Raw genomic sequence first — 17,385 nt, 5'->3', positions numbered from 1 at the left:
CCGACCGGCGGATGATGGCGCGATGCACACGTACGTGGTGGACAGCGGCGCCTACGAGCACTGGTTGGCGGACAACCAGGACCAGTACGTCATCAACGCGGAGCGGAGCCTGAACCCGGCAAACCTTGTGCTGCACCGGGCCGGCTGCCGCACCATCAACGGCACGCCCGCGCGCGGCGCCACCTGGGTGGGCAGCTACGTCAAGGTCGTCGGCACCCGCGCCGAGCTGGAAGCCGAGCACGCGACGGCCCGCCCCTGCCGGCTCTGCCTCCACCCCGACGGCGGGGACGGCTCGTAGGCCGACACCGCCGCCCCCGGCCGGGCATGATCGGCGGATGTCGCCGCGCCTGGTCTGGTACGTCAGCTACGGCTCGAACATGCACGCCGACCGGTTCGCCTGCTACCTGCGCGGCGGGAGACCGGCCGGGGCCGCGCGCGACCACCCGGGGTGCCGCGACGCGAGCCCGGCCGCGCGGTCGCGCGGACTGGAGGTGCCGGGCGGGATCTACTTCGCCACGTGGTCCCCGGTGTGGCTGGGCGGCCGGGCGTTCTACGACCCCGACCTGCCCGGCACGGCCGCGGTGCGCGCGCACCTGATCACCACCGGCCAGTTCTCGGACGTCGCGGCGCAGGAGATGTACCGCGACCCGGGCGTCGACCTCGACCTGGGCGGGGTGCTGTCCGCGCGGCGGCACGTGCTGGGGGAGGGGCGCTACGAGACGCTCGTGCACCTCGGCGAGCACGACGGCCACCCGGCGCTCACGTTCACCGCGCCGTGGGGCGCGCACGAGGTGGCGCACACCGCGCCGTCGGCGGCCTACCTGGCCGTGCTGGCCGACGGCCTGCGCGAGACCCACGGCTGGTCGGCCGACCGGGTCGTGGCCTACCTGGCCGCCGCCACGCCCTTCTGGGACGCCCGCGAGATCGCGCGGCTGTGCGACGGGTAGCCCTCAGGTGACGGCGGTCTCCGGTGCCACGTCGGTGGCGCCCCGCATCGTGCGCACGTCCCGCGACAGCAGCACCGCGAGCGTGGCGACCACCACCACCGCCGAGCACGCCACCAGCGTCGGCGCGGTGCCCACCCGTTCGGCGACCGGGCCCGCCAGCAGGTAGCCGAGCGGCATGAACATGAAGCTGAACAGCATGTCGTAGGACGACACGCGGCTGAGCCGGTCACCCGGCACCCGCTCCTGCAACGCGGTGCTCCAGCAGACCGAGAACACCTCGACCCCCACCCCCGCGACCGCCGCCGCCGCGGTGAGCAGCACGACCGAGTCCGACCACGCCAGCGCCAGCAGCGGCACGACGTCGAGCAGCACGCCCAGCGTCCCGACCAGCAGCGGACGGCGGGGCCGCCACCACACCACGAGCACACCGCCCGCCACCAGCCCCACCGCGAGCCCCGCGCCGATCACGCCCCAGCTCGCCGCGCCGCCCAGCTCCCGGTCGGCGACGACCGGCCCGAGCAGGCTGAACCCGCCCACCCACACGGCGTTGACGACCGAGAACTGGAGCACGATCGCCCACAGCCAGGTGCGCGACCAGAACTCCGACCACCCCTCGCGCAGGTCGGCGAGGAAGTCCGCCGACCGCTTCGGCGGCAGCGGCACGCGCAGCCGGCCGAGCACGACCGCGGCGGCGAGGTAGGTGGCGGCGTCCCACGCGATGGCCCACGCCGGGCCGACCAGGGCGACCGCGACGCCGCCGACCGCCGGGCCGAGCACGCGCAGGGCGTTCGACGAGACGCGCAGCAGCGCGTTCGCCTGGTGCAGCTGCGCCACGCCCACCAGCTGCGGCACGATGCCCTGCGCGGCCGGGTGCAGGAACGCGCCCGCCGTGCCGAGCACCGCGTGCAGCGCGATCAGCAGCCACAGCGGCGCGTGCCCGGTCAGCAGGGCCGCCGCCGTCCCGGCCTGGACGAGCCCGGACACCGCGTTGCCGAGCACCAGCACCCGGCCGCGCGGCAGGCGGTCCGCCACCACCCCGCCGACCAGCAGGAACAGCAGTTGCGGCACGACGCCGGCGGCCAGCACGAGCCCGAGGTCGGTGGCCGAGCCGGACAGGTCCAGCACCGCGAACGCCAGTGCGATCGGCGCGACCGTGCCGCCCAGCGTCGAGACCAGCCGACCGGCGAAGTAGATCCTGAACGGTTTCTCGCGCAGCGGCGCCAGCGGTGCTCTCCCCATGCGCACGATCCTGGTGGTGGCGCGGTCCCGGCGTCCTCCCCTTTACCCGCGACCACCCATCCGGCCCGGCCCGGCCGGCGGCTCGTCCCTAGTCGCGGTCGGTGACGGCGCGCAGGTTGCCCTCGCCGTCGGCCCGGCAGGCCGCCGAACGGGCGGTCGTGGCGAGGAAGTCCGTCATGCAGCGGGCGAACTGCTCGTGGCCCCGGGCGTTCGGGTGGAACGACTCCTGGAGCGCGTGGCGGGCCCGGGCCTCGTCGCGCAGGCCGTCGAAGTCCACCGTCAGGCGGGTGAACCACTCCTCCTCGGGCTTCTTCCCGCCCGCGCACGCCTCACGCCCGCGACCCGCGTCCGCCAGGTCCAGGAAGCGCGCGCCCGCGGCCGAGGCAGCCTCGCGCAGGCCCGCCGACAGCTCGGGCACCGCCCGCTCGCCCACCCAGCTCAGGTCGCCGGTGCGCAACGGGCAGCCGGCAAGGTTCTGGAGGTCGAGCGGCAGGTCCGGGCTGACCGGGGCGGCGTAGGACTGGAGCACCAGCGTGTAGGAGCGGGGCGTGTAGCCCACGTCCTGCAGGACCCGGCGGACGTCGCGCAGCGCCCGCTCCACCTTGGGCACCATGCGGTCGACGCGGGCCCGCCACTCGTCGGCCATGCTCTTCGAGCAGTCGGCGCGGCGCTCGATCCACGCCCGCAGGCACGTGCCCAGCACGTCGGCGAACCGCGGGTCGTCGTTCGCGCCGACCGCCACCACGACCACCGACACGCGGTACCGCCGGGCGATCTCGGCCAGCTGCCGGGCCTGCGAGCCCTCGGTGTTGCGGACCTGGTCGGTGATGCCGACCTGTTCCGAGTTCGCGCCCGAGCACGCCAGGTTGAACGCCATGCCGACGCCCGCGACGCGCGTCTTCCACACCGACGCGTCCCGCGAGCGGTGGCACCAGTTGTCGTTCTCGCCGTTCGTGCCCGGCTCGTAGTTGCCCGCGCCCTCGCCGGACATGGTGCTGTCGCCCATCGCCACGAGCGCGCGCGGGGCGTCGCGCGGCGGCCCGGGCCGCGACGGGTACGGGGAGTCGCTGACCACCAGCAGCAGGGCGAGCAGCGGGAACACCAGGACAACGGCAACGGCTCGGCGCGACATCGGCACCCATCCTACGGTCAACCGGACACGCGGCCACCGGCGAGGACGATCGTGCGGTCCGCGGCCCGGTGCACCTCGTCGTGGTGCGTGGCGACGAGCACGGCGGCGCCCGCGTCGGCGGCCCGGCGCAGCACGCCCACCGCGACCGGCGCGCTGACCTTGTCCAGGTGCGCGGTGGGCTCGTCGGCCAGCAGCACCGCGGGCGAGCCGATCACCGCGCGGGCCAGCGCGGCCCGCTGCTGCTGCCCGAACGACACCTCGTCGGGGTAGCGGTCGGCCAGCGCCCCGACGCCCAGTTCCTCCAGCAGCTCGGTCACCCGGTCGAGCGACCGGCCGGTGCGCCCCAGCCTGATCGGCAGGGCGACGTTCTCGGCCAGCGTCAGCTCGGTCGCCAGGCCCAGCGCCTGCGGCAGCACCGCGCACACCTCCCACGGCGGCGTCCCCGTCAGCACCTCGCCCGCCAGCTCCACGGTTCCCGCGTCGGCCCGGTCGAACCCGCCGAGCACGGCCAGCAGCGCGCTCTTGCCCGACCCGGACGGCCCGGACAGCGTCACCAGCTCACCGGCCGCCACTTCCAGGTCCACGCCGCGCAGCACGTGCACCGCTCCGCCCTGGTGCGGGAACGTCCGCTCCACCCCCGTCGCGCGCAACGCCGTCATGCCGCCAGCACCCCGTTCCGCAGCTCGTAGCGCACGTCGGCGAGCGCGATCAGCCGCGGGTCGTGCGAGGCCACCACGACCGGCACCCCGCGCCGCGCCAGGTCGGCCAGCGTCTCCAGCACCAGGTCCGCGGACGCGGCGTCCAGCTGCGAGGTCGGCTCGTCGGCCAGCACCACGCCCGCCCGCCGCGCCAGCGCGCACCCGAACGCCAGCCGCTGCTGCTGCCCGCCGGACAGCGCGGGCACCTTCCAGCGCGCGGTGCCGGGCAGGCCCAGCTGCTCCAGCAGCCCGTCGACGTCCACGTCGTGCCCGGACGCCTGGGCCGCCGCGCGCAGGTTGTCGCCCACGTCGAGGTGGCCGACCAGGTTGTCGCCCGGGTGCTGGAACACCAGCGCCACCTCGCGCCGCCGCAACGCCCGCCGCGCCCGGTTCGACAGCCGGGCGGTGCCCCGGCCGCGCAGCTCCACGCCGCCGGACGTGGGCCGCTCCACCAGGCTCAGCACCCGCAGCAGCGTCGACTTGCCCGATCCGGACGGCCCGGCCAGCACCGTGATGCCCGTCGCGGGCACCTCCAGCGACACGTCCGACACCGCCGTCACCGAGCCGCCGGGCGTGCGGTACTCCACGCCCACCCCGGTCAACCGGAGCACGACCTGCCCGGTCCCGCCACTCCCGGTCCCATCGCGTCCAACCCCATCGCGTTCAGCCACGGATCAGCTCCCCCACCTTCGCCGAGCGCACCGAGCGCACCGCGACCCACGCCGCCACCGCCACCACCAGCACGCTGCCCGCGACGGTCGTCACGAGCACCGGCAGCACGTCCGGGACCTCCGGCACCGGCGTGAGCCGGGGCGCGGGGTCCAGCCTCGGCACGGTGAACCCGCTGCTCACCGCGCTCGCCGTCAACCCGGCCGCCAGCGCCGCCGCGGCCACCGCGCCCAGTTCGAGCAGGTGGCTGCCCAGCAGCTCGGCGGGCCGCAGTCCCATCCGGGTGCTGAACGCGCCGGACAGCGCGTTCTGCCGCCGCCGGACCTCGACCGCCAGCAGCAGCGCGATGGCGGCGACCACGGCGAGCACCGCGCCGAGCGCCGTGACGAACCCGAACGTCCACTGGATCGTCAGGAACGGCAGGCCCTGCACAGCCTTGGCCTTCTCGCCGAGGTTGCGGGGCTTCACGCCCGCCTCGGCCAGCGCCGCCGTCAGCTCGCCCAGCGGCTTGGACGACCACACGTACCAGGAGCCGACGTCGCCGCGGTCGGCGACGGCGTCCACCGGCACGACCCAGCCCGACGTGCCCAGCTTGGGGAACGACGGCACCCACGCCGACGGGTTGAGCGGCGGCAGCCCCGGCAGCGCCACCTCGCGGCGCGGCGCGTCGCCCACCCGCAGCGGCGCGGACAGCAGCGCCGGGTCGACGTCCACCGGGTGCGCGCCGTCGCGGAACGTCGCGGGGTCCACCACCAGCGCGCTGCGGTCGTTCAGCTTGACGAACCCGACGATGGTGGAGTTGCCGCGCAGCGCCGCCGGCAGCTCGGTCAGGTCCGACTTGACCTGCGCGGTGCTGTTCGCGCCCGCGTACATGCCGGACTTGGTGTCCAGGGCGGTCCGCTGCGAGCCGGAGATGGCGGTGCCCACCGCGATGGTGCCGATGGCCAGCACGCCGACCAGCAGCACCCCGGTGACCGGGCCGGCCGCGGCGGCCAGCCTGCGCACGGCCAGCTGCGCGGCGGGCCGCGACCAGAACCGGGCCCGGTGCGAGGCGGCCAGCCCCCAGCGTGCGACCCGCGCCGCGAGCAGCGCCGCGGTCAGCACGACGAGCAGCGGGAACGCCAGCGCGGTCGCGTCGATGCGGGGCAGCCCGCCGATCTTCTCCGTGGTCGCCAGGCCGCTGTCGCTGACCCGGGTCCAGGCGAACACCGCGAGGCCCGCGGTGGCCAGCTCCCAGGGCAGCGCGGTCAGCACCCGGCGCAGCCGGTTGCCGCGCAGGGCCACCTGGAACGCCCGGTGCGCCCGCAGCGCCGCCGTGGCGAACGCGACCACCAGGCTCAGCGCCACCGCGACGAGCACGGCCCACGCCGCCGTCGTGCCGGTACCCGGCGGCAGCGCGTCCGAGGGGGAGTAGAGGGGCAGCAGCAGGTGCGCCACGCCCAGCCCGGCCGCGCCGCCGACCACCAGCGGCAGCCCCAGTTCCAGCGCGGCGCGCCCGCCGAGCGCGAACGGCCCGGCGCCGCGCACCCACAGCAGCCGCAGCTCGCCGTGCCGGCGCTGCGCCCACTGCGCGGTCACCGTGGCGACGCCCGCCAGTCCGATGAGCAGGCTGATCAGGGTGAGCGGGAGGATCGCCGAGCGCACGTTCACCGCGGTCTGCCGGGCGTTCTCCACCGGCAGCACGAGCGGCGACTCGGTCCGCACCTGCTCCACGTCGGCGAACGGCCGCAGGCGTTCCGCGCCGGCGGTCAGCAGGGCCTCGGCCTCGGCCACCGTCGCCGGCACGTCGGCGGGGAAGCGCACCGTCACGTCGGTCGCCGTGGCCAGCTCCCGGGGGAGCGCGGTGAACGACTCGAACGTGGGCATCCACACCACGGCCGAGGCCAGTTCGTCGCGGTCGAGCGCGTTGGGCACGACGTGGTGCCGCTCCGAGCACCACCAGTCCGGCAGCGGGTCGCGGAGGTCCTCGTAGATCGCGGTCACCGGGGGCAGCCGACCGCCCATGCCGCGCCCGCCGACCCGGACGCCGGTGGTGTCGGCGACGCTCCTGGGCACCCACAGCCCGTCCTTCGCGCCGCCCTCCAGCACCGTGAGGTGCTCGGTCGCGCCCGGCCGGTAGCCGAACTTCGCGTAGGTCTGCGGTCCGCCGAAGTCCGCGCGCTTCTCCGTGGTGTAGGCGGCGAGCAGCTGCGGCTGCCCCTGGACGGTCGTGCCGACGTGCTCGGCGAACGGCGCGACCAGCTCGTGCGGGAGCTTCGTCTCCAGTGACGGGTGCAGCGCGTCCCGGCACAGGTGCTCCTCCTGGTGGGCGATCGCGGCGCTGCCGGACGCGGCCGAGTGCAGGACGGCGGCGGCGACGACGAAACCGAGCAGCAGCGCCGTGACCACGCTGACCAGCAGGGTCAGCGGGCTCGACAGCGCAGCGCGGGGGGCGGCTCTCCACGGGATCTGCACCAGCGGACGGTAACCCGGTGACCGGCCCCGGCGGAGGACTTCGGTCCACCCCCTTCGCAGTTCCGGACAACAACCTGACAACGCGTCGTGTTGTCCGGGGCACCCGCGGTGATCCGGACAACGGGCGGTCCGTTTTGTCCGGTGGTCGGGCGGGTACCGGACGGGCATGACCGTGAAGAAGCCCTTCGCCGCGCTGATCGCCGCCGCCGCCCTGTTCCTGTCCCTCGGGGCCGGGTGCGAGAACGGGGGCGGTGGCGGCGACGACGGCAACCCGGGCGTCGAGCAGAACGACGGCGACCAGGGTGACGAGCAGGACGGCGACGACCAGGAGGGCGACAACTGAGGCCCGACGGCGGTCGGGGGACCCCCGCGGGGTTCAGCAGGCCTTGACCCAGCTGCACTCCACGTCGACCGGTTCCTCGGTCCGCGCGGTCGCGGTGGTGGGCGGCGGGGCCTGGCCGTCGCGGTCGCCCGCCAGCCGCACCACGACGGCGTCCTCCAGCGGCCTCGCCGACGTGAGGGTGTTGTTGCTGATCATCGAGAACACCAGCGGGGTGCCCGCCGCCGTGGTCACGTAGCCGGACAGCGCGCTGACCCCGGTCAGGCTGCCCGTCTTGGCGTGCGCGTTGCCCTCGGCCGGCGTGCCGCGCATCCGGTTGCGCAGCGTGCCGCCGACCATCCGGTCGCTCGCCCCGGCCACCGGCAGCGAGTCGTACCAGACCGGGAACCACGGCCTGCCCCGCGCCGCGAGCAGCAGCGAGGCCACCTGGTCGGGTGATACCTGGTTCATCCGCGACAACCCCGAGCCGTCCCACAGCGACAGCGCCGCCGCGTCGACCCCGAGCCCGCCCAGCTTCGCCGAGACCGCGCGCAGCCCCGCGTCCCAGCTGCCCTCGCCGAACGCGGCCCGCCCGGCGGACTTCACCAGGATCTCGGCGTGCATGTTGTTGCTCAGCTTCATGAACGGCACCAGCAGCCGCGACAGCGGCATCGACAGGTGCTCGCCGAGCGGCCGGGCGCCCGCCGGGGTCGCGCCGGTCGACGTGCCGCCGAGGACCCGCACCCCGTGCCGGGACAGCGCGTCGCGGAACAGGGACGTGACCAGGCCCGCGGGGTCCTCGACGGTGCTCCACTCGCTCTCGGCGCCGCCGCCCGCCGGCACGCTGCCGCGCACGCTGATCACGTTGGTGCCGCGCCGCCGCTCGACGGACACGTTCGACGCCGACCCGGCCGGACCGGTCACGGCGGTGCTGTCGATCGTGACGTGGTCCGTCGGGGGTTCGGTGGTCACGGTCGCCGGCGCGCCGGCCGCGCCGGGCGCGACCCGCACGACGACCGTCCCGGCGTCGTAGTCCGTGTCGGGGGAGACGGTCAGCGCCGAGATCTGGGCGTTGTAGTAGTACGGCTCGTCGTCCCAGGCCCACCCCGTGCCCAGGCGCACGGAGTCGAACCAGGTGTCGTCGCCCACGAGCCGGCCGAGCACCAGCCTGACCCCGCTGCCCGCCACCTTCGCGGCCAGCGCGTCGTAGTCGGCGGCGAGCACGGTCGGGTCGCCGGTGCCGCGCAGGTGCAGGTCGCCCGCCAGCACCCCGCCGCGCAGGGCGCCGCTCGCCGACACGGTCGTGCTGAATCGGTGGTCCGGGCCGAGCACGTCGAGCACCGCGGCGGAGCTGAGCAGCTTCCCGTTGGACGCGGGCTGCCCGCGCCGCGCGCCGCCGCTGCCGAACACCGGCTCGCCGGTGTCGGCCCGGCGGACGACCAACCCCACGTCCGCGCCCCTGAACCCCGGGTCGGCGAGGATCGCGCCGAGGTCCCGGGCCAGCGGGTCCTCCCGCGCGGCGGCGGTCGTGGCGAGGTCGGCGGCCGGGACCGCGGCCAGCAGCGCGGCGGTCAGCGCGAGGGCGAACGACCGTGGTCTGCGCATCGGGACTCCTGACGGGCGCGGGGAGCGGACGGCAGGGATTCTCCACGCATCCGGAGGGCCTGTGAAGATTTGACGAACCCGGTCGACCGGGTTCGGGCTGCCGCAGCACACCCCGTGCCGGGCACTGCCACGCTCGGTGGCCGGAACCCGACGCTGGAGGTTTGGTGAAGCGCAGAGTCGTTGGTGCGAAGGGCTTAACGGGTGCCGCCGTGCTCGCGGTCGGCCTGGTGGTGACCGCGCCGCAGGCGGGCGCGGCCGAGGCGGACATCGCCGTCGCCGCCGCCGGCACCGCCGTGCCCGGTCGGTACGTGGTGGTGCTCAAGGACGACGTGGTCGTGCGGGCGTCCGACCTGACCTCGAAGCACGGCGGCACGGTCACCGCCACGTGGCGGCACGCGCTGCGCGGGTTCGCGGTCGACGCGAGCGCGTCCGAGGCCAGGCGCCTCGCCGCCGACCCCGCCGTGGCGTCGGTGAGCGAGGACGGCCTGGTGCGCGCCGTCGACGTGCAGCCCAACCCGCCGTCGTGGGGGCTCGACCGGATCGACCAGCGCGACCTGCCGCTGGACTCCTCGTACACCTACGGCACGACCGCCGAGAACGTGCGCGCGTACGTCCTCGACACGGGCATCCGCACCACGCACACCACGTTCGGCGGTCGCGCGACGTGGGGCCACGACGCCGTCGACGGCACCAACACCGACTGCAACGGCCACGGCACGCACGTCGCGGGCACGATCGGCGGCAGCCAGTACGGCGTCGCCAAGGGCGTGCGGCTGGTCGCCGTGCGCGTGCTCAACTGCGCCGGTTCCGGCACGTTCGCCCAGGTCATCAGCGGCGTCGACTGGGTGACGGCGAACGCCGTCAAGCCGGCCGTGGCCAACATGAGCCTCGGTGCGGCGGCGTCCGCCGCCACCGCACCGCTGGAAGCCGCCATCCGCAACTCCATCGCCTCGGGCGTCACCTACGCCGTGGCGTCGGGCAACTCCAACGCCGACGCCTGCGGCTACAGCCCCGCGCTGGTCGGCGAGGCGATCACGGTCAACGCCTCCACCAGCGGCGACGCGCGCGCCTCGTTCTCCAACCACGGCAGGTGCACCGACCTGTACGCCCCCGGCCAGAGCATCACCTCCTCCTGGCACACCGGCGACGCGGCCGCGAACACCATCAGCGGCACGTCGATGGCCACTCCGCACGTGGCCGGTGCCGCCGCCCTGCACCTGGCGGCACGCCCCGGCGACGCGCCCGCGGCCGTCCAGGCGGCGCTGGTGGACGCCGCCACGCCGGGCAAGGTCACCGACCCGGGCGCGGGTTCGCCGAACCGCCTGCTCCACACCGGCACGACCACCGGCGGCCCGTCCACCGTGGTCGCGGTGCGCTACCTGCGCGGGGCCGACCACCTGACCTCGACCACGGGCGCGCCCGGGTACGCGACGGAGGGCGCGCTGGGCAGGCTGCTCACCGCCCAGGCCCCCGGCACCCACCCGCTGTACCGCTGCCTGGTGGGCGGCTGGGACAACTTCACCTCGTACGACCCGAACTGCGAGGGCCAGGCCCGCGTCGGCCTGCTCGGCTACGCCCACGACGCCCCGACCGCGGGCGCGCACGCGATCTACCGCTGCCTCGTGCGCGGCACCGGCGACCACATGGAGTCCCCCGACCCGAACTGCGAGGGCCAGATCACCGAGGGCGGCCTCGGCTACTTCCTCGGCTGACCCCCGCACGCCCCGCCGGGGTCGGCCCCCGGCGGGGCGCTAGTCGGTCGCGCCCATCACCAGGCCCTCGATGGTGTGCTTCTGCACCAGCGGTTCCAGCTCGTCGACGACCCGGCACCCGAGGTGCGCGCGGACCTCGGCGGGCAGCCGCTCGTGGTAGGCGCGGCTGACCACCAGGTCGTTGCGGTCGTTCTCCACGCCCGCGGCGACCAGGCCGAGCACCAGCACGGGGCGCGAGGAGTCGGACCGGTTGGCCGTGCCGCGGTGGATCGTCAGCGCCGAGCGCACGGAGACGTCGCCGCGCCGGGGCAACTTGCGCCGGGCGAGGCCCTCGTAGCGCGGGTAGGCGGACTTCGGCGGGAACATCCCGTGGTCGAAGTCCGCCCCGTCGTCCCACTGGGTGCCGTGGGCGATCTCGAACGGGCCCATCTCGGGGACCGTGTCCACCGTCGTCACGTTGAACGCCAGCGAGGTGAGGCGGCGCTCCTCGACGGTCTCGCGCGGCGCCGGGAAGTCGCGGTGCCACGGCTGCGCGACCGCCCCCGGCAGCGGCACGTCGAAGCCGATCTCGACGACCCGGTAGTCCGGTCCCAGCACCGCCCGGGCGACGGCGTCCACCCACGGGTGGGTCACCAGGTCGAGGAACCCGCCGATCCGCTCGGGGTGGACCTCGACGTAGTACCGGTTCGGCCCGCGGCCGATCGCGCCGTCGGGGCGGGCCATCGCCTCCCGGAACAGCGCCTCGACGTCCTCGCGCAGGCGGTCGGCCCACTCGGGCTCGAAGGCGCCGCGCAATGCGGCGATCCCGTCGGTGTGCAGTCCGCGGACGGCGGTGTCCACGTCGGTGCCGGTCATGACGACCCCTTCCGGTGACGGTCGGCCTCAGCCCGAACGTAATCGCGGCCGGCCGCTATTTCAACGTTGTAAAAGCATCCGGTGGTGCCTCTTCGGCCGGTGCTCAAGCCTGCTGCGATCATCGGGGATCGTCCGACGTGCGCCGATGCCGCTGTGGCAGCCGACCGCGGCCGGGGCGTGAACCGATCCGGAGGCAATCCCCATGAGCGCGCGTTTCCGAGAACTCGACTGGCGGCGGACGCCCCTCGGCGAACTGGTCCTGCGCCGCCGCTGGGACCCGGTGTTCGACCGCGAGGTCCACGAGATCAAGCTCAACGACGAGTTCCTGATGTCGAGCCTGTTCACCGTGTCCGAGGTCGAGTTGGCGCGCCTGGCGCTGGAGGGCGGGTCCGCGCCCCTGGACGTGGTGGTCGGCGGCCTCGGCCTCGGCTACACCGCGCGCACCGTGCTGGAGAACCGGGCCGTCCGCTCGCTGCTGGTCGTCGACGCCCTGGGCGAGGTCATCGACTGGCACCGCCAGGGGCTCCTGCCGGGAGGTCGGGAACTGGCCGCCGACCCCCGCTGCACCCTGCTCCACGGCGACTTCTTCGCGATGTCGCGCGCCGGCGGCGGGTTCGACCCGGCGGCGCCCGACCGGCTGTTCCACGCGATCGTGGTCGACATCGACCACTCGCCGCGCCACCTGCTGCACCCCGGCAACGCCGACTTCTACGAGCCCGCCGGCATCGCGCGCGTGGCCGGGCGGCTGCACCCCGGCGGGGTGTTCGCGCTGTGGTCGAACGAGCCGCCGGACGACGACTACGCGGCGGCGCTGGCGGACGTCTTCGTCGAGGTCAGGCCCGAGGTGGTCCGCTTCCACAACCCCCTCCAGCAGCGGGACGCGACCAGCACCGTCTACCTGGCGACGAAGGCCGGCTGAGTGACGGGCGGGGCCGGTCGGCCCCGCCCGCGCGCCTCGTCCGGCTACTTGCCGCGTCCGGTCTCCTCCTGGAGTCGGTCGATCAGCTGCGACGCCTCGACCTTGGTCAGCCCGTCCGGCACCTCTTCGCCGGCCTCCTGGGCCAGCGTGTTCAGGTAGGACTCCTGCGGTCCGGTCATCGGCTCGTCACCGGTGGTCCAGTCGGCGGGGTCCTTCTCGGGGTTGCGGTCCACGTGCTTCTCCTCTTCCTCGAACGCGCGTGCGAGGTACCCGCCGGGGCGGCGGGTCAACCACCCCGCCGGGTGGTCTTGACAGTGACGCTGTGGTCTAGTCCAATTCTTTCCACCTGGAGGCCGCCACCACTGGGAGGTCCGATGTCGCGCAGAGTCCTGTTCGCCCGGGTGGCGGCGGTGGTGGCCCTCGTGGCCGGCGCCGCGGCGGTCGGGTTGACCCCCGCCTACGCCGCGTCGGTGACGGCCACGTTCGCCAAGACGTCGAGCTGGGAGAGCGGGTACACGGCCCAGTTCTCCATCCGCAACGACACCAGCGCGGCGATCTCCGGGTGGAAGGTCGAGTTCGACCTGCCCGCCGGGACGTCGGTCGGCGCCTACTGGGACGCCCTCCAGACCAACTCGGGCGGGCGCTACTCGTTCACCCACCGCGAGTACAACGGGACCGTCGCGCCCGGCGCCACGGTGACGTTCGGGTTCAACGCCTCCGGGACCGCGAGCCCGGCCGCCTGCCGGATCAACGGCGCGCCGTGCGCCGGGGCGCCCACGACCACCACCACCACGACCACCACGACGACGACCACCACCACCACCACCACGACGACCACCACCACAACGACGCCGCCGCCGCCGGTCACCGGGTTGCCGAAGAAGGTGCTGGTCGGCTACCTGCACGCCGGCTTCGCCAACGGCTCCGGCTACATCCGGATGAAGGACGTCCCCGACGAGTGGGACGTCATCAACCTCTCCTTCGCCGAACCCACCTCCGCCACGTCCGGCGACCTGCGGTTCGCGCAGTGCCCCGTGGCCGAGTGCCCGAACGTCGAGTCCGAGGCCGAGTTCATCGCGGGCATCCGCGAGAAGCAGGCCAAGGGCAAGAAGGTGCTGATCTCCATCGGCGGCGCGAACGGCCAGGTGCAGCTGTCCACGACGGCGGCGCGGGACGCGTTCGTCCGCAGCGCCTCCGCCATCATCGACCGGTACGGCCTGGACGGGCTCGACGTCGACTTCGAGGGGCACTCGCTGTCGCTCGCCGCGAACGACACCGACTTCCGGTCGCCGACCACGCCGGTCGTCGTCAACCTGATCTCCGCGCTCAAGGCGCTGAAAGCCCGCTACGGGGCCCGGTTCGTGCTCACGATGGCGCCGGAGACGTTCTTCGTGCAGGTCGGCTACCAGTTCTACGGCGGCGCGGGCGGCGCGGACCCGCGGGCCGGGGCGTACCTGCCCGTCATCCACGCCCTGCGCGACGACCTGACGCTGCTGCACGTCCAGCACTACAACTCCGGCCCGATCATGGGCCTGGACAACCAGTACCACTTCATGGGCGGCCACGACTTCCACGTCAGCATGGCCGACATGGTCCTGGCGGGGTTCCCCGTGCGCGGTGACGCGACGAAGGTGTTCCCCGGCCTGCGGCAGGACCAGGTGGCGATCGGGCTGCCCGCGAGCATCAACGCGGGCAACGGGTTCACCTCCGTCGCCGAGGTGCGGAAGTCGTTCGACTGCCTGACGAAGGGGACGGACTGCGGCACGTACAAGCCGAAGGCGGTCTACCCGGGCCTGCGCGGCCTGATGACGTGGTCGATCAACTGGGACCGGCACAACGGTTTCGAGTTCTCGCGCTCGCACCGGGCGTACCTGCCCCGCTAGGGCGGACGGCCCGGTGGACGGCCCCCGCGCGGTGGGGCCGTCCACCGGGACCGCCCGCGCACCTCCCGCCCGCGCACGCGGCGAGCGCGCCGAGCACGAACAGGAGTTCCAGGAGACCGCCCCACCGGGTCGCGGGAGTGGTGCCCGACCGCAGCGGCACCGCGTCGACCAGCGTCCCGGCGGCGAACAGGCCGGTGGACCGCGCCACACCCCCGTCCGGCCGCACGACCGCGCTCACCCCGCTGACCGCCGCCACGACCACGGCGCGGCCGTGCTCCACCGCGCGCAGCCTGGCCATGGCCAACTGCTGGTGGCTCATCTCGCCGCGCCCGTACCAGGCGTTGTTCGTCGGCACCACGAACAGCCGCGCCCCCCGGGCGGCGCCGTCGCGCAGCACCGCGTCGTGGGCCACCTCGTAGCAGATCCCCACGCCCACCCTGGTCCCCGCGACGTCCAGGACGCCCGGCGCGGTCCCCGCGCGCAGGTCGGGCGCGTCGGCGAACGGGGTGACCAGGCTCGCCAGGGGGCGCAGCGGGACGCGTTCGGCGAACGGCACCAGCTCCCGCTTCGCGTACGACGCGCCCGCGCCGGTCCGCGGGTCCCACGCGACGACCGCGTTCTCCTCCACCCCGTCGACGCGCCGCAGCACGCCGATCAGGGCGGGCACGCCGAGGTCCGCCACGGCCCGGTCCAGCACCGGGTCGCGGTCCCCGGTGGCGGTCGCGCTCTCCGGCCACACCACGAGGTCGGGCGCGGGCACCTCGCCCGCGCGGACCGCCTCCGCGAGGTCCGCCGTGGCGTCCAGGTGGTTGCGGCGCAGCGTCCTGCGCTCGTCGAGCAGCCCCAGGCCGACGTCCGGCGCGTTGCCCTGCACGAGGGCCACCACGCGCTCGCCGTCCTGCGCGTCCACGCCGACCAGCGGCGTCACGGCCAGTGTCGCGACCAGCGGCAGCACCGGCCACGCCCGACGGGGGTCGCGCGGCCGGACGAGCCAGGCCGCCGCGCCGAACCCCGTCGCCACCACCGCGAACGACACCAGCGGCGCGCCACCGACCGCCGCCAGCGGCAGGTACGGGCCCTCGACCTGGCCGAACGCCACGCGCCCCCACGGGAAACCACCGAACGGCACCCGGCCGCGCACCGCCTCCTGGAGCACGAACAGCAGCGCCGCCCACACCGGCGCGCCGGGCAACCGCGCCACGAGCGGCACCAGCGCGCACGCCCCGGCGGTGAACAGGGCCATCAGCGCCGACAGGCCGAGCCACGGCGCGGGACCGAAGTCGCGCCCCAGGAAGTCGTCGATCCACCTCAGGTGGCACAGGAAGAACGCCAGGCCGAACACGAAGCCCGGTGCCGCCGACCGGCGGGCGCCCGCCGCGCGCAGCGCGGACCACAGCACGGCGAACGCGACCACCGCCGCCCACCACAGCACGCGGGGCGGGAACGCGACGTGCAGCAGCACCCCGGCCGCCGCGGCCGCGGCACCGCGCCACAGCAGGTCAGGCACGCGCCGGCACCGCCACGCGGACCGCCGCCGGCCTCGTCAGCAGCAGGAACGCCGCCCAGACCACGACCGCCCCGATCGCGTAGCCCGCGACGAGCGACCCGACCCGTCCGGTGAAGTCCCCCGCCGAGGGGGGCACGACCACGGCGAAGACGGCGACCGACGCCACCGACCACGGCACCGCGCGCCCCGGCAACCGGCTCGCGGCCAGGGGGACCACCGCCCACAGCGCGTACCAGGGCTGCACCACCGGCCCGAGGACCACGACGAGGCCCAGCACCGCCCCCGTGGACGCCACCGCGCCGACCCGCCCGCGCAACTGCCCGACCAGCACGGCCCCCACCCCGCACAGCGTCATCGCGAACCCGATCGCCTTGCCGACGCCGATCATCGCCTGCGTGGCCCGCGCCCCGAACAGCCCGCCGGTCAGGAAGCCGAACCAGTTCGTCGGCGCCAGCCAGCTGTTCACCCGGCCGGGCGTGCCCAGCGCACGCACCCAGCCGAACCCGAGCCCGGTCGACATTGAGACCGAGGCGGACACCACCGCGAACGCCAGCACCATGCCCAGCCCGGCGAGCAGGAAGTCGCAGAGGGAGCCGCCGCGGCGGCGGGCGAGCGCCGTCCCGACCACCGCCAGCGCGGCCAGCGCGGGCAGCTTCACCAGCGCGGCCGAGCAGATGAGCACGACACCGGCGCCCACCGGCCACCACTCGACGCGCTCCCGCAGCCCCTCCAGCGCCACCGCCGTGCCGGCGAGCATCAGGCCCAGCATCACCGAGTCGTTGTGCGCGCCGCCCACGAGGTGCCAGAGCACCAGCGGGTTCAGCACGCCCAGCCACAGGGCGGTGCGCCGCGACGCGCCGGCGACCGCGGCGAGCCGGGGGACCGCCCACCCGATCAGCACCAGCCCCAGCAGGCAGACCAGGCGGTGCAGCAGCACGCCCGCCACCGGGTCGCCGGCCGAGACCTCGGCGACCACCCGTTCGACCGCGCCGAACAGCGGGCCGTAGGGCGACGGCGTGTCGCGCCAGTACGACCCCACCCGCCCGACGACCTCCGACGCCGCGCCCAGCCCCGTCGCGGGGCCGACGGCGTTCGGGTCCAGGCCGCGCGCGGCGATCTCGCCCTGCGCCAGGTAGCTGAACACGTCCCCGCTGAACAGGGGTGGCGCGACCAGCAGCGGCCCGCACCACAGGGCGAGCGTCCGCAGCAGCCACGACGGGGACGGCAGGGGGGCGCGGCCGAGCAACGCCCACGACAGCACCAGCAGGCCGATCCCGGCGGCGCCGGCCGCCAACGCCGACGCGACCACGCCGGACGACGAGGCGACCACGCCGACCCAGGCGGCCGCGGTCAGCAGCGCGACGCCGCCGAACCCGGTCCAGCGCAGCCGGTCCGGTGGCACGAGAGGTGTGTGCGGGTCCATCGCGGACGATCGTGCTGGGTGGG

General features: G+C 75.1%; 16 protein-coding genes. 6 read left to right on the top strand and 10 right to left on the bottom strand.

What is annotated here, in order from left to right:
* Nucleotides 1-22: 22 nt before the first annotated feature.
* Together CKY47_RS16215 and CKY47_RS16210 are read left to right on the top strand one after the other, a co-directional pair.
* Nucleotides 23-298 (top strand): hypothetical protein, encoded by a 276-nt coding sequence (locus CKY47_RS16215; RefSeq protein ID WP_306746644.1) that lies wholly within the window; start codon nt 23-25, stop codon nt 296-298.
* Between the two features lie 37 nt (nt 299-335).
* Entirely contained in the window at nt 336-947 is a 612-nt protein-coding gene (locus CKY47_RS16210) for a histone deacetylase (RefSeq protein WP_306746643.1), read from the top strand.
* Between the two features lie 3 nt (nt 948-950).
* Here the strand turns inward: CKY47_RS16210 and CKY47_RS16205 are convergent, their stop codons facing one another.
* From CKY47_RS16205 to CKY47_RS16185, 5 genes are all read right to left on the bottom strand, one after another.
* Nucleotides 951-2,186: an MFS transporter gene (locus CKY47_RS16205; protein WP_306746642.1), complete on the bottom strand. Its 1,236-nt coding sequence runs from the start codon at nt 2,184-2,186 to the stop codon at nt 951-953.
* 88 nt (nt 2,187-2,274) lie between these two features.
* Nucleotides 2,275-3,318: a GDSL-type esterase/lipase family protein gene (locus CKY47_RS16200; protein WP_306746641.1), complete on the bottom strand. Its 1,044-nt coding sequence runs from the start codon at nt 3,316-3,318 to the stop codon at nt 2,275-2,277.
* A 17-nt stretch (nt 3,319-3,335) separates the two neighbouring features.
* Nucleotides 3,336-3,977, bottom strand: coding sequence for an ABC transporter ATP-binding protein (locus tag CKY47_RS16195; RefSeq protein WP_306746640.1), 642 nt, complete (start codon nt 3,975-3,977; stop codon nt 3,336-3,338).
* Complete coding sequence (locus CKY47_RS16190; RefSeq protein ID WP_306746639.1) at nt 3,974-4,627, bottom strand: ABC transporter ATP-binding protein; 654 nt, start codon at nt 4,625-4,627, stop codon at nt 3,974-3,976. Before CKY47_RS16190 ends, CKY47_RS16195 begins: the two co-directional genes overlap by 4 nt.
* Nucleotides 4,628-4,679: 52 nt before the next feature.
* Complete coding sequence (locus tag CKY47_RS16185; RefSeq protein ID WP_306746638.1) at nt 4,680-7,139, bottom strand: FtsX-like permease family protein; 2,460 nt, start codon at nt 7,137-7,139, stop codon at nt 4,680-4,682.
* A gap of 166 nt (nt 7,140-7,305) precedes the next feature.
* Between CKY47_RS16185 and CKY47_RS16180 the strand changes: the two genes are divergently transcribed.
* Complete coding sequence (locus CKY47_RS16180; RefSeq protein WP_306746637.1) at nt 7,306-7,482, top strand: hypothetical protein; 177 nt, start codon at nt 7,306-7,308, stop codon at nt 7,480-7,482.
* A 33-nt stretch (nt 7,483-7,515) separates the two neighbouring features.
* Here the strand turns inward: CKY47_RS16180 and dacB are convergent, their stop codons facing one another.
* Nucleotides 7,516-9,063: a D-alanyl-D-alanine carboxypeptidase/D-alanyl-D-alanine endopeptidase gene (dacB, locus tag CKY47_RS16175; protein ID WP_306746636.1), complete on the bottom strand. Its 1,548-nt coding sequence runs from the start codon at nt 9,061-9,063 to the stop codon at nt 7,516-7,518.
* Between the two features lie 209 nt (nt 9,064-9,272).
* On the opposite strand from dacB, the gene CKY47_RS16170 reads away from it, so the two are divergent.
* Nucleotides 9,273-10,775, top strand: a complete 1,503-nt coding sequence (locus CKY47_RS16170; protein ID WP_306746635.1) for a S8 family peptidase — start codon at nt 9,273-9,275, stop codon at nt 10,773-10,775.
* Between the two features lie 39 nt (nt 10,776-10,814).
* On the opposite strand, the gene CKY47_RS16165 is transcribed toward CKY47_RS16170, so the two are convergent.
* A complete protein-coding gene (locus CKY47_RS16165; protein WP_306746634.1) occupies nt 10,815-11,630 on the bottom strand; it encodes a phytanoyl-CoA dioxygenase family protein in 816 nt (271 codons plus the stop codon).
* 202 nt (nt 11,631-11,832) lie between these two features.
* Here CKY47_RS16165 and CKY47_RS16160 point away from each other — a divergent pair, with 202 nt between their 5' ends.
* Nucleotides 11,833-12,549 (top strand): polyamine aminopropyltransferase, encoded by a 717-nt coding sequence (locus CKY47_RS16160; protein WP_306746633.1) that lies wholly within the window; start codon nt 11,833-11,835, stop codon nt 12,547-12,549.
* A 44-nt stretch (nt 12,550-12,593) separates the two neighbouring features.
* Here CKY47_RS16160 and CKY47_RS16155 read toward each other — a convergent pair whose 3' ends face one another.
* Entirely contained in the window at nt 12,594-12,782 is a 189-nt protein-coding gene (locus tag CKY47_RS16155; RefSeq protein ID WP_306746632.1) for a DUF3072 domain-containing protein, read from the bottom strand.
* Between the two features lie 141 nt (nt 12,783-12,923).
* Between CKY47_RS16155 and CKY47_RS16150 the strand changes: the two genes are divergently transcribed.
* Nucleotides 12,924-14,432 carry a chitinase gene (locus CKY47_RS16150; protein ID WP_306746631.1) on the top strand — a complete coding sequence of 503 codons (1,509 nt, stop codon included), beginning with the start codon at nt 12,924-12,926 and terminating at the stop codon, nt 14,430-14,432.
* Here CKY47_RS16150 and lnt read toward each other — a convergent pair.
* Both lnt and mptB read right to left on the bottom strand, forming a co-directional pair.
* Nucleotides 14,368-15,939: an apolipoprotein N-acyltransferase gene (gene lnt, locus CKY47_RS16145; RefSeq protein WP_306746630.1), complete on the bottom strand. Its 1,572-nt coding sequence runs from the start codon at nt 15,937-15,939 to the stop codon at nt 14,368-14,370. The two genes, CKY47_RS16150 and lnt, sit on opposite strands and share 65 nt — an antisense overlap.
* Complete coding sequence (gene mptB / locus CKY47_RS16140; RefSeq protein ID WP_306746629.1) at nt 15,932-17,362, bottom strand: polyprenol phosphomannose-dependent alpha 1,6 mannosyltransferase MptB; 1,431 nt, start codon at nt 17,360-17,362, stop codon at nt 15,932-15,934. The genes lnt and mptB overlap by 8 nt, the downstream gene beginning before the upstream one ends.
* Nucleotides 17,363-17,385: the final 23 nt, after the last annotated feature.

The organism is Saccharothrix longispora (genome assembly GCF_030852425.1).
In the GTDB taxonomy this organism is placed as follows: domain Bacteria; phylum Actinomycetota; class Actinomycetes; order Mycobacteriales; family Pseudonocardiaceae; genus Actinosynnema; species Actinosynnema longispora.
Note: the sequence above shows the minus strand (reverse complement) of the source record. Positions and strands in the feature narration are given on the sequence as shown.

Excerpts from the sequence above, each read along its gene's own strand:
- CKY47_RS16215 (WP_306746644.1), top strand. The coding sequence starts at position 23 with ATGCACACGTACGTGGTGGACAGCGGCGCCTACGAGCACTGGTTGGCG.
- CKY47_RS16210 (WP_306746643.1), top strand. The coding sequence starts at position 336 with ATGTCGCCGCGCCTGGTCTGGTACGTCAGCTACGGCTCGAACATGCAC.
- CKY47_RS16205 (WP_306746642.1), bottom strand. The coding sequence starts at position 2,186 with ATGGGGAGAGCACCGCTGGCGCCGCTGCGCGAGAAACCGTTCAGGATC.
- CKY47_RS16200 (WP_306746641.1), bottom strand. The coding sequence starts at position 3,318 with ATGTCGCGCCGAGCCGTTGCCGTTGTCCTGGTGTTCCCGCTGCTCGCC.
- CKY47_RS16195 (WP_306746640.1), bottom strand. The coding sequence starts at position 3,977 with ATGACGGCGTTGCGCGCGACGGGGGTGGAGCGGACGTTCCCGCACCAG.
- CKY47_RS16180 (WP_306746637.1), top strand. The coding sequence starts at position 7,306 with ATGACCGTGAAGAAGCCCTTCGCCGCGCTGATCGCCGCCGCCGCCCTG.
- dacB (WP_306746636.1), bottom strand. The coding sequence starts at position 9,063 with ATGCGCAGACCACGGTCGTTCGCCCTCGCGCTGACCGCCGCGCTGCTG.
- CKY47_RS16165 (WP_306746634.1), bottom strand. The coding sequence starts at position 11,630 with ATGACCGGCACCGACGTGGACACCGCCGTCCGCGGACTGCACACCGAC.
- CKY47_RS16160 (WP_306746633.1), top strand. The coding sequence starts at position 11,833 with ATGAGCGCGCGTTTCCGAGAACTCGACTGGCGGCGGACGCCCCTCGGC.
- CKY47_RS16150 (WP_306746631.1), top strand. The coding sequence starts at position 12,924 with ATGTCGCGCAGAGTCCTGTTCGCCCGGGTGGCGGCGGTGGTGGCCCTC.
- mptB (WP_306746629.1), bottom strand. The coding sequence starts at position 17,362 with ATGGACCCGCACACACCTCTCGTGCCACCGGACCGGCTGCGCTGGACC.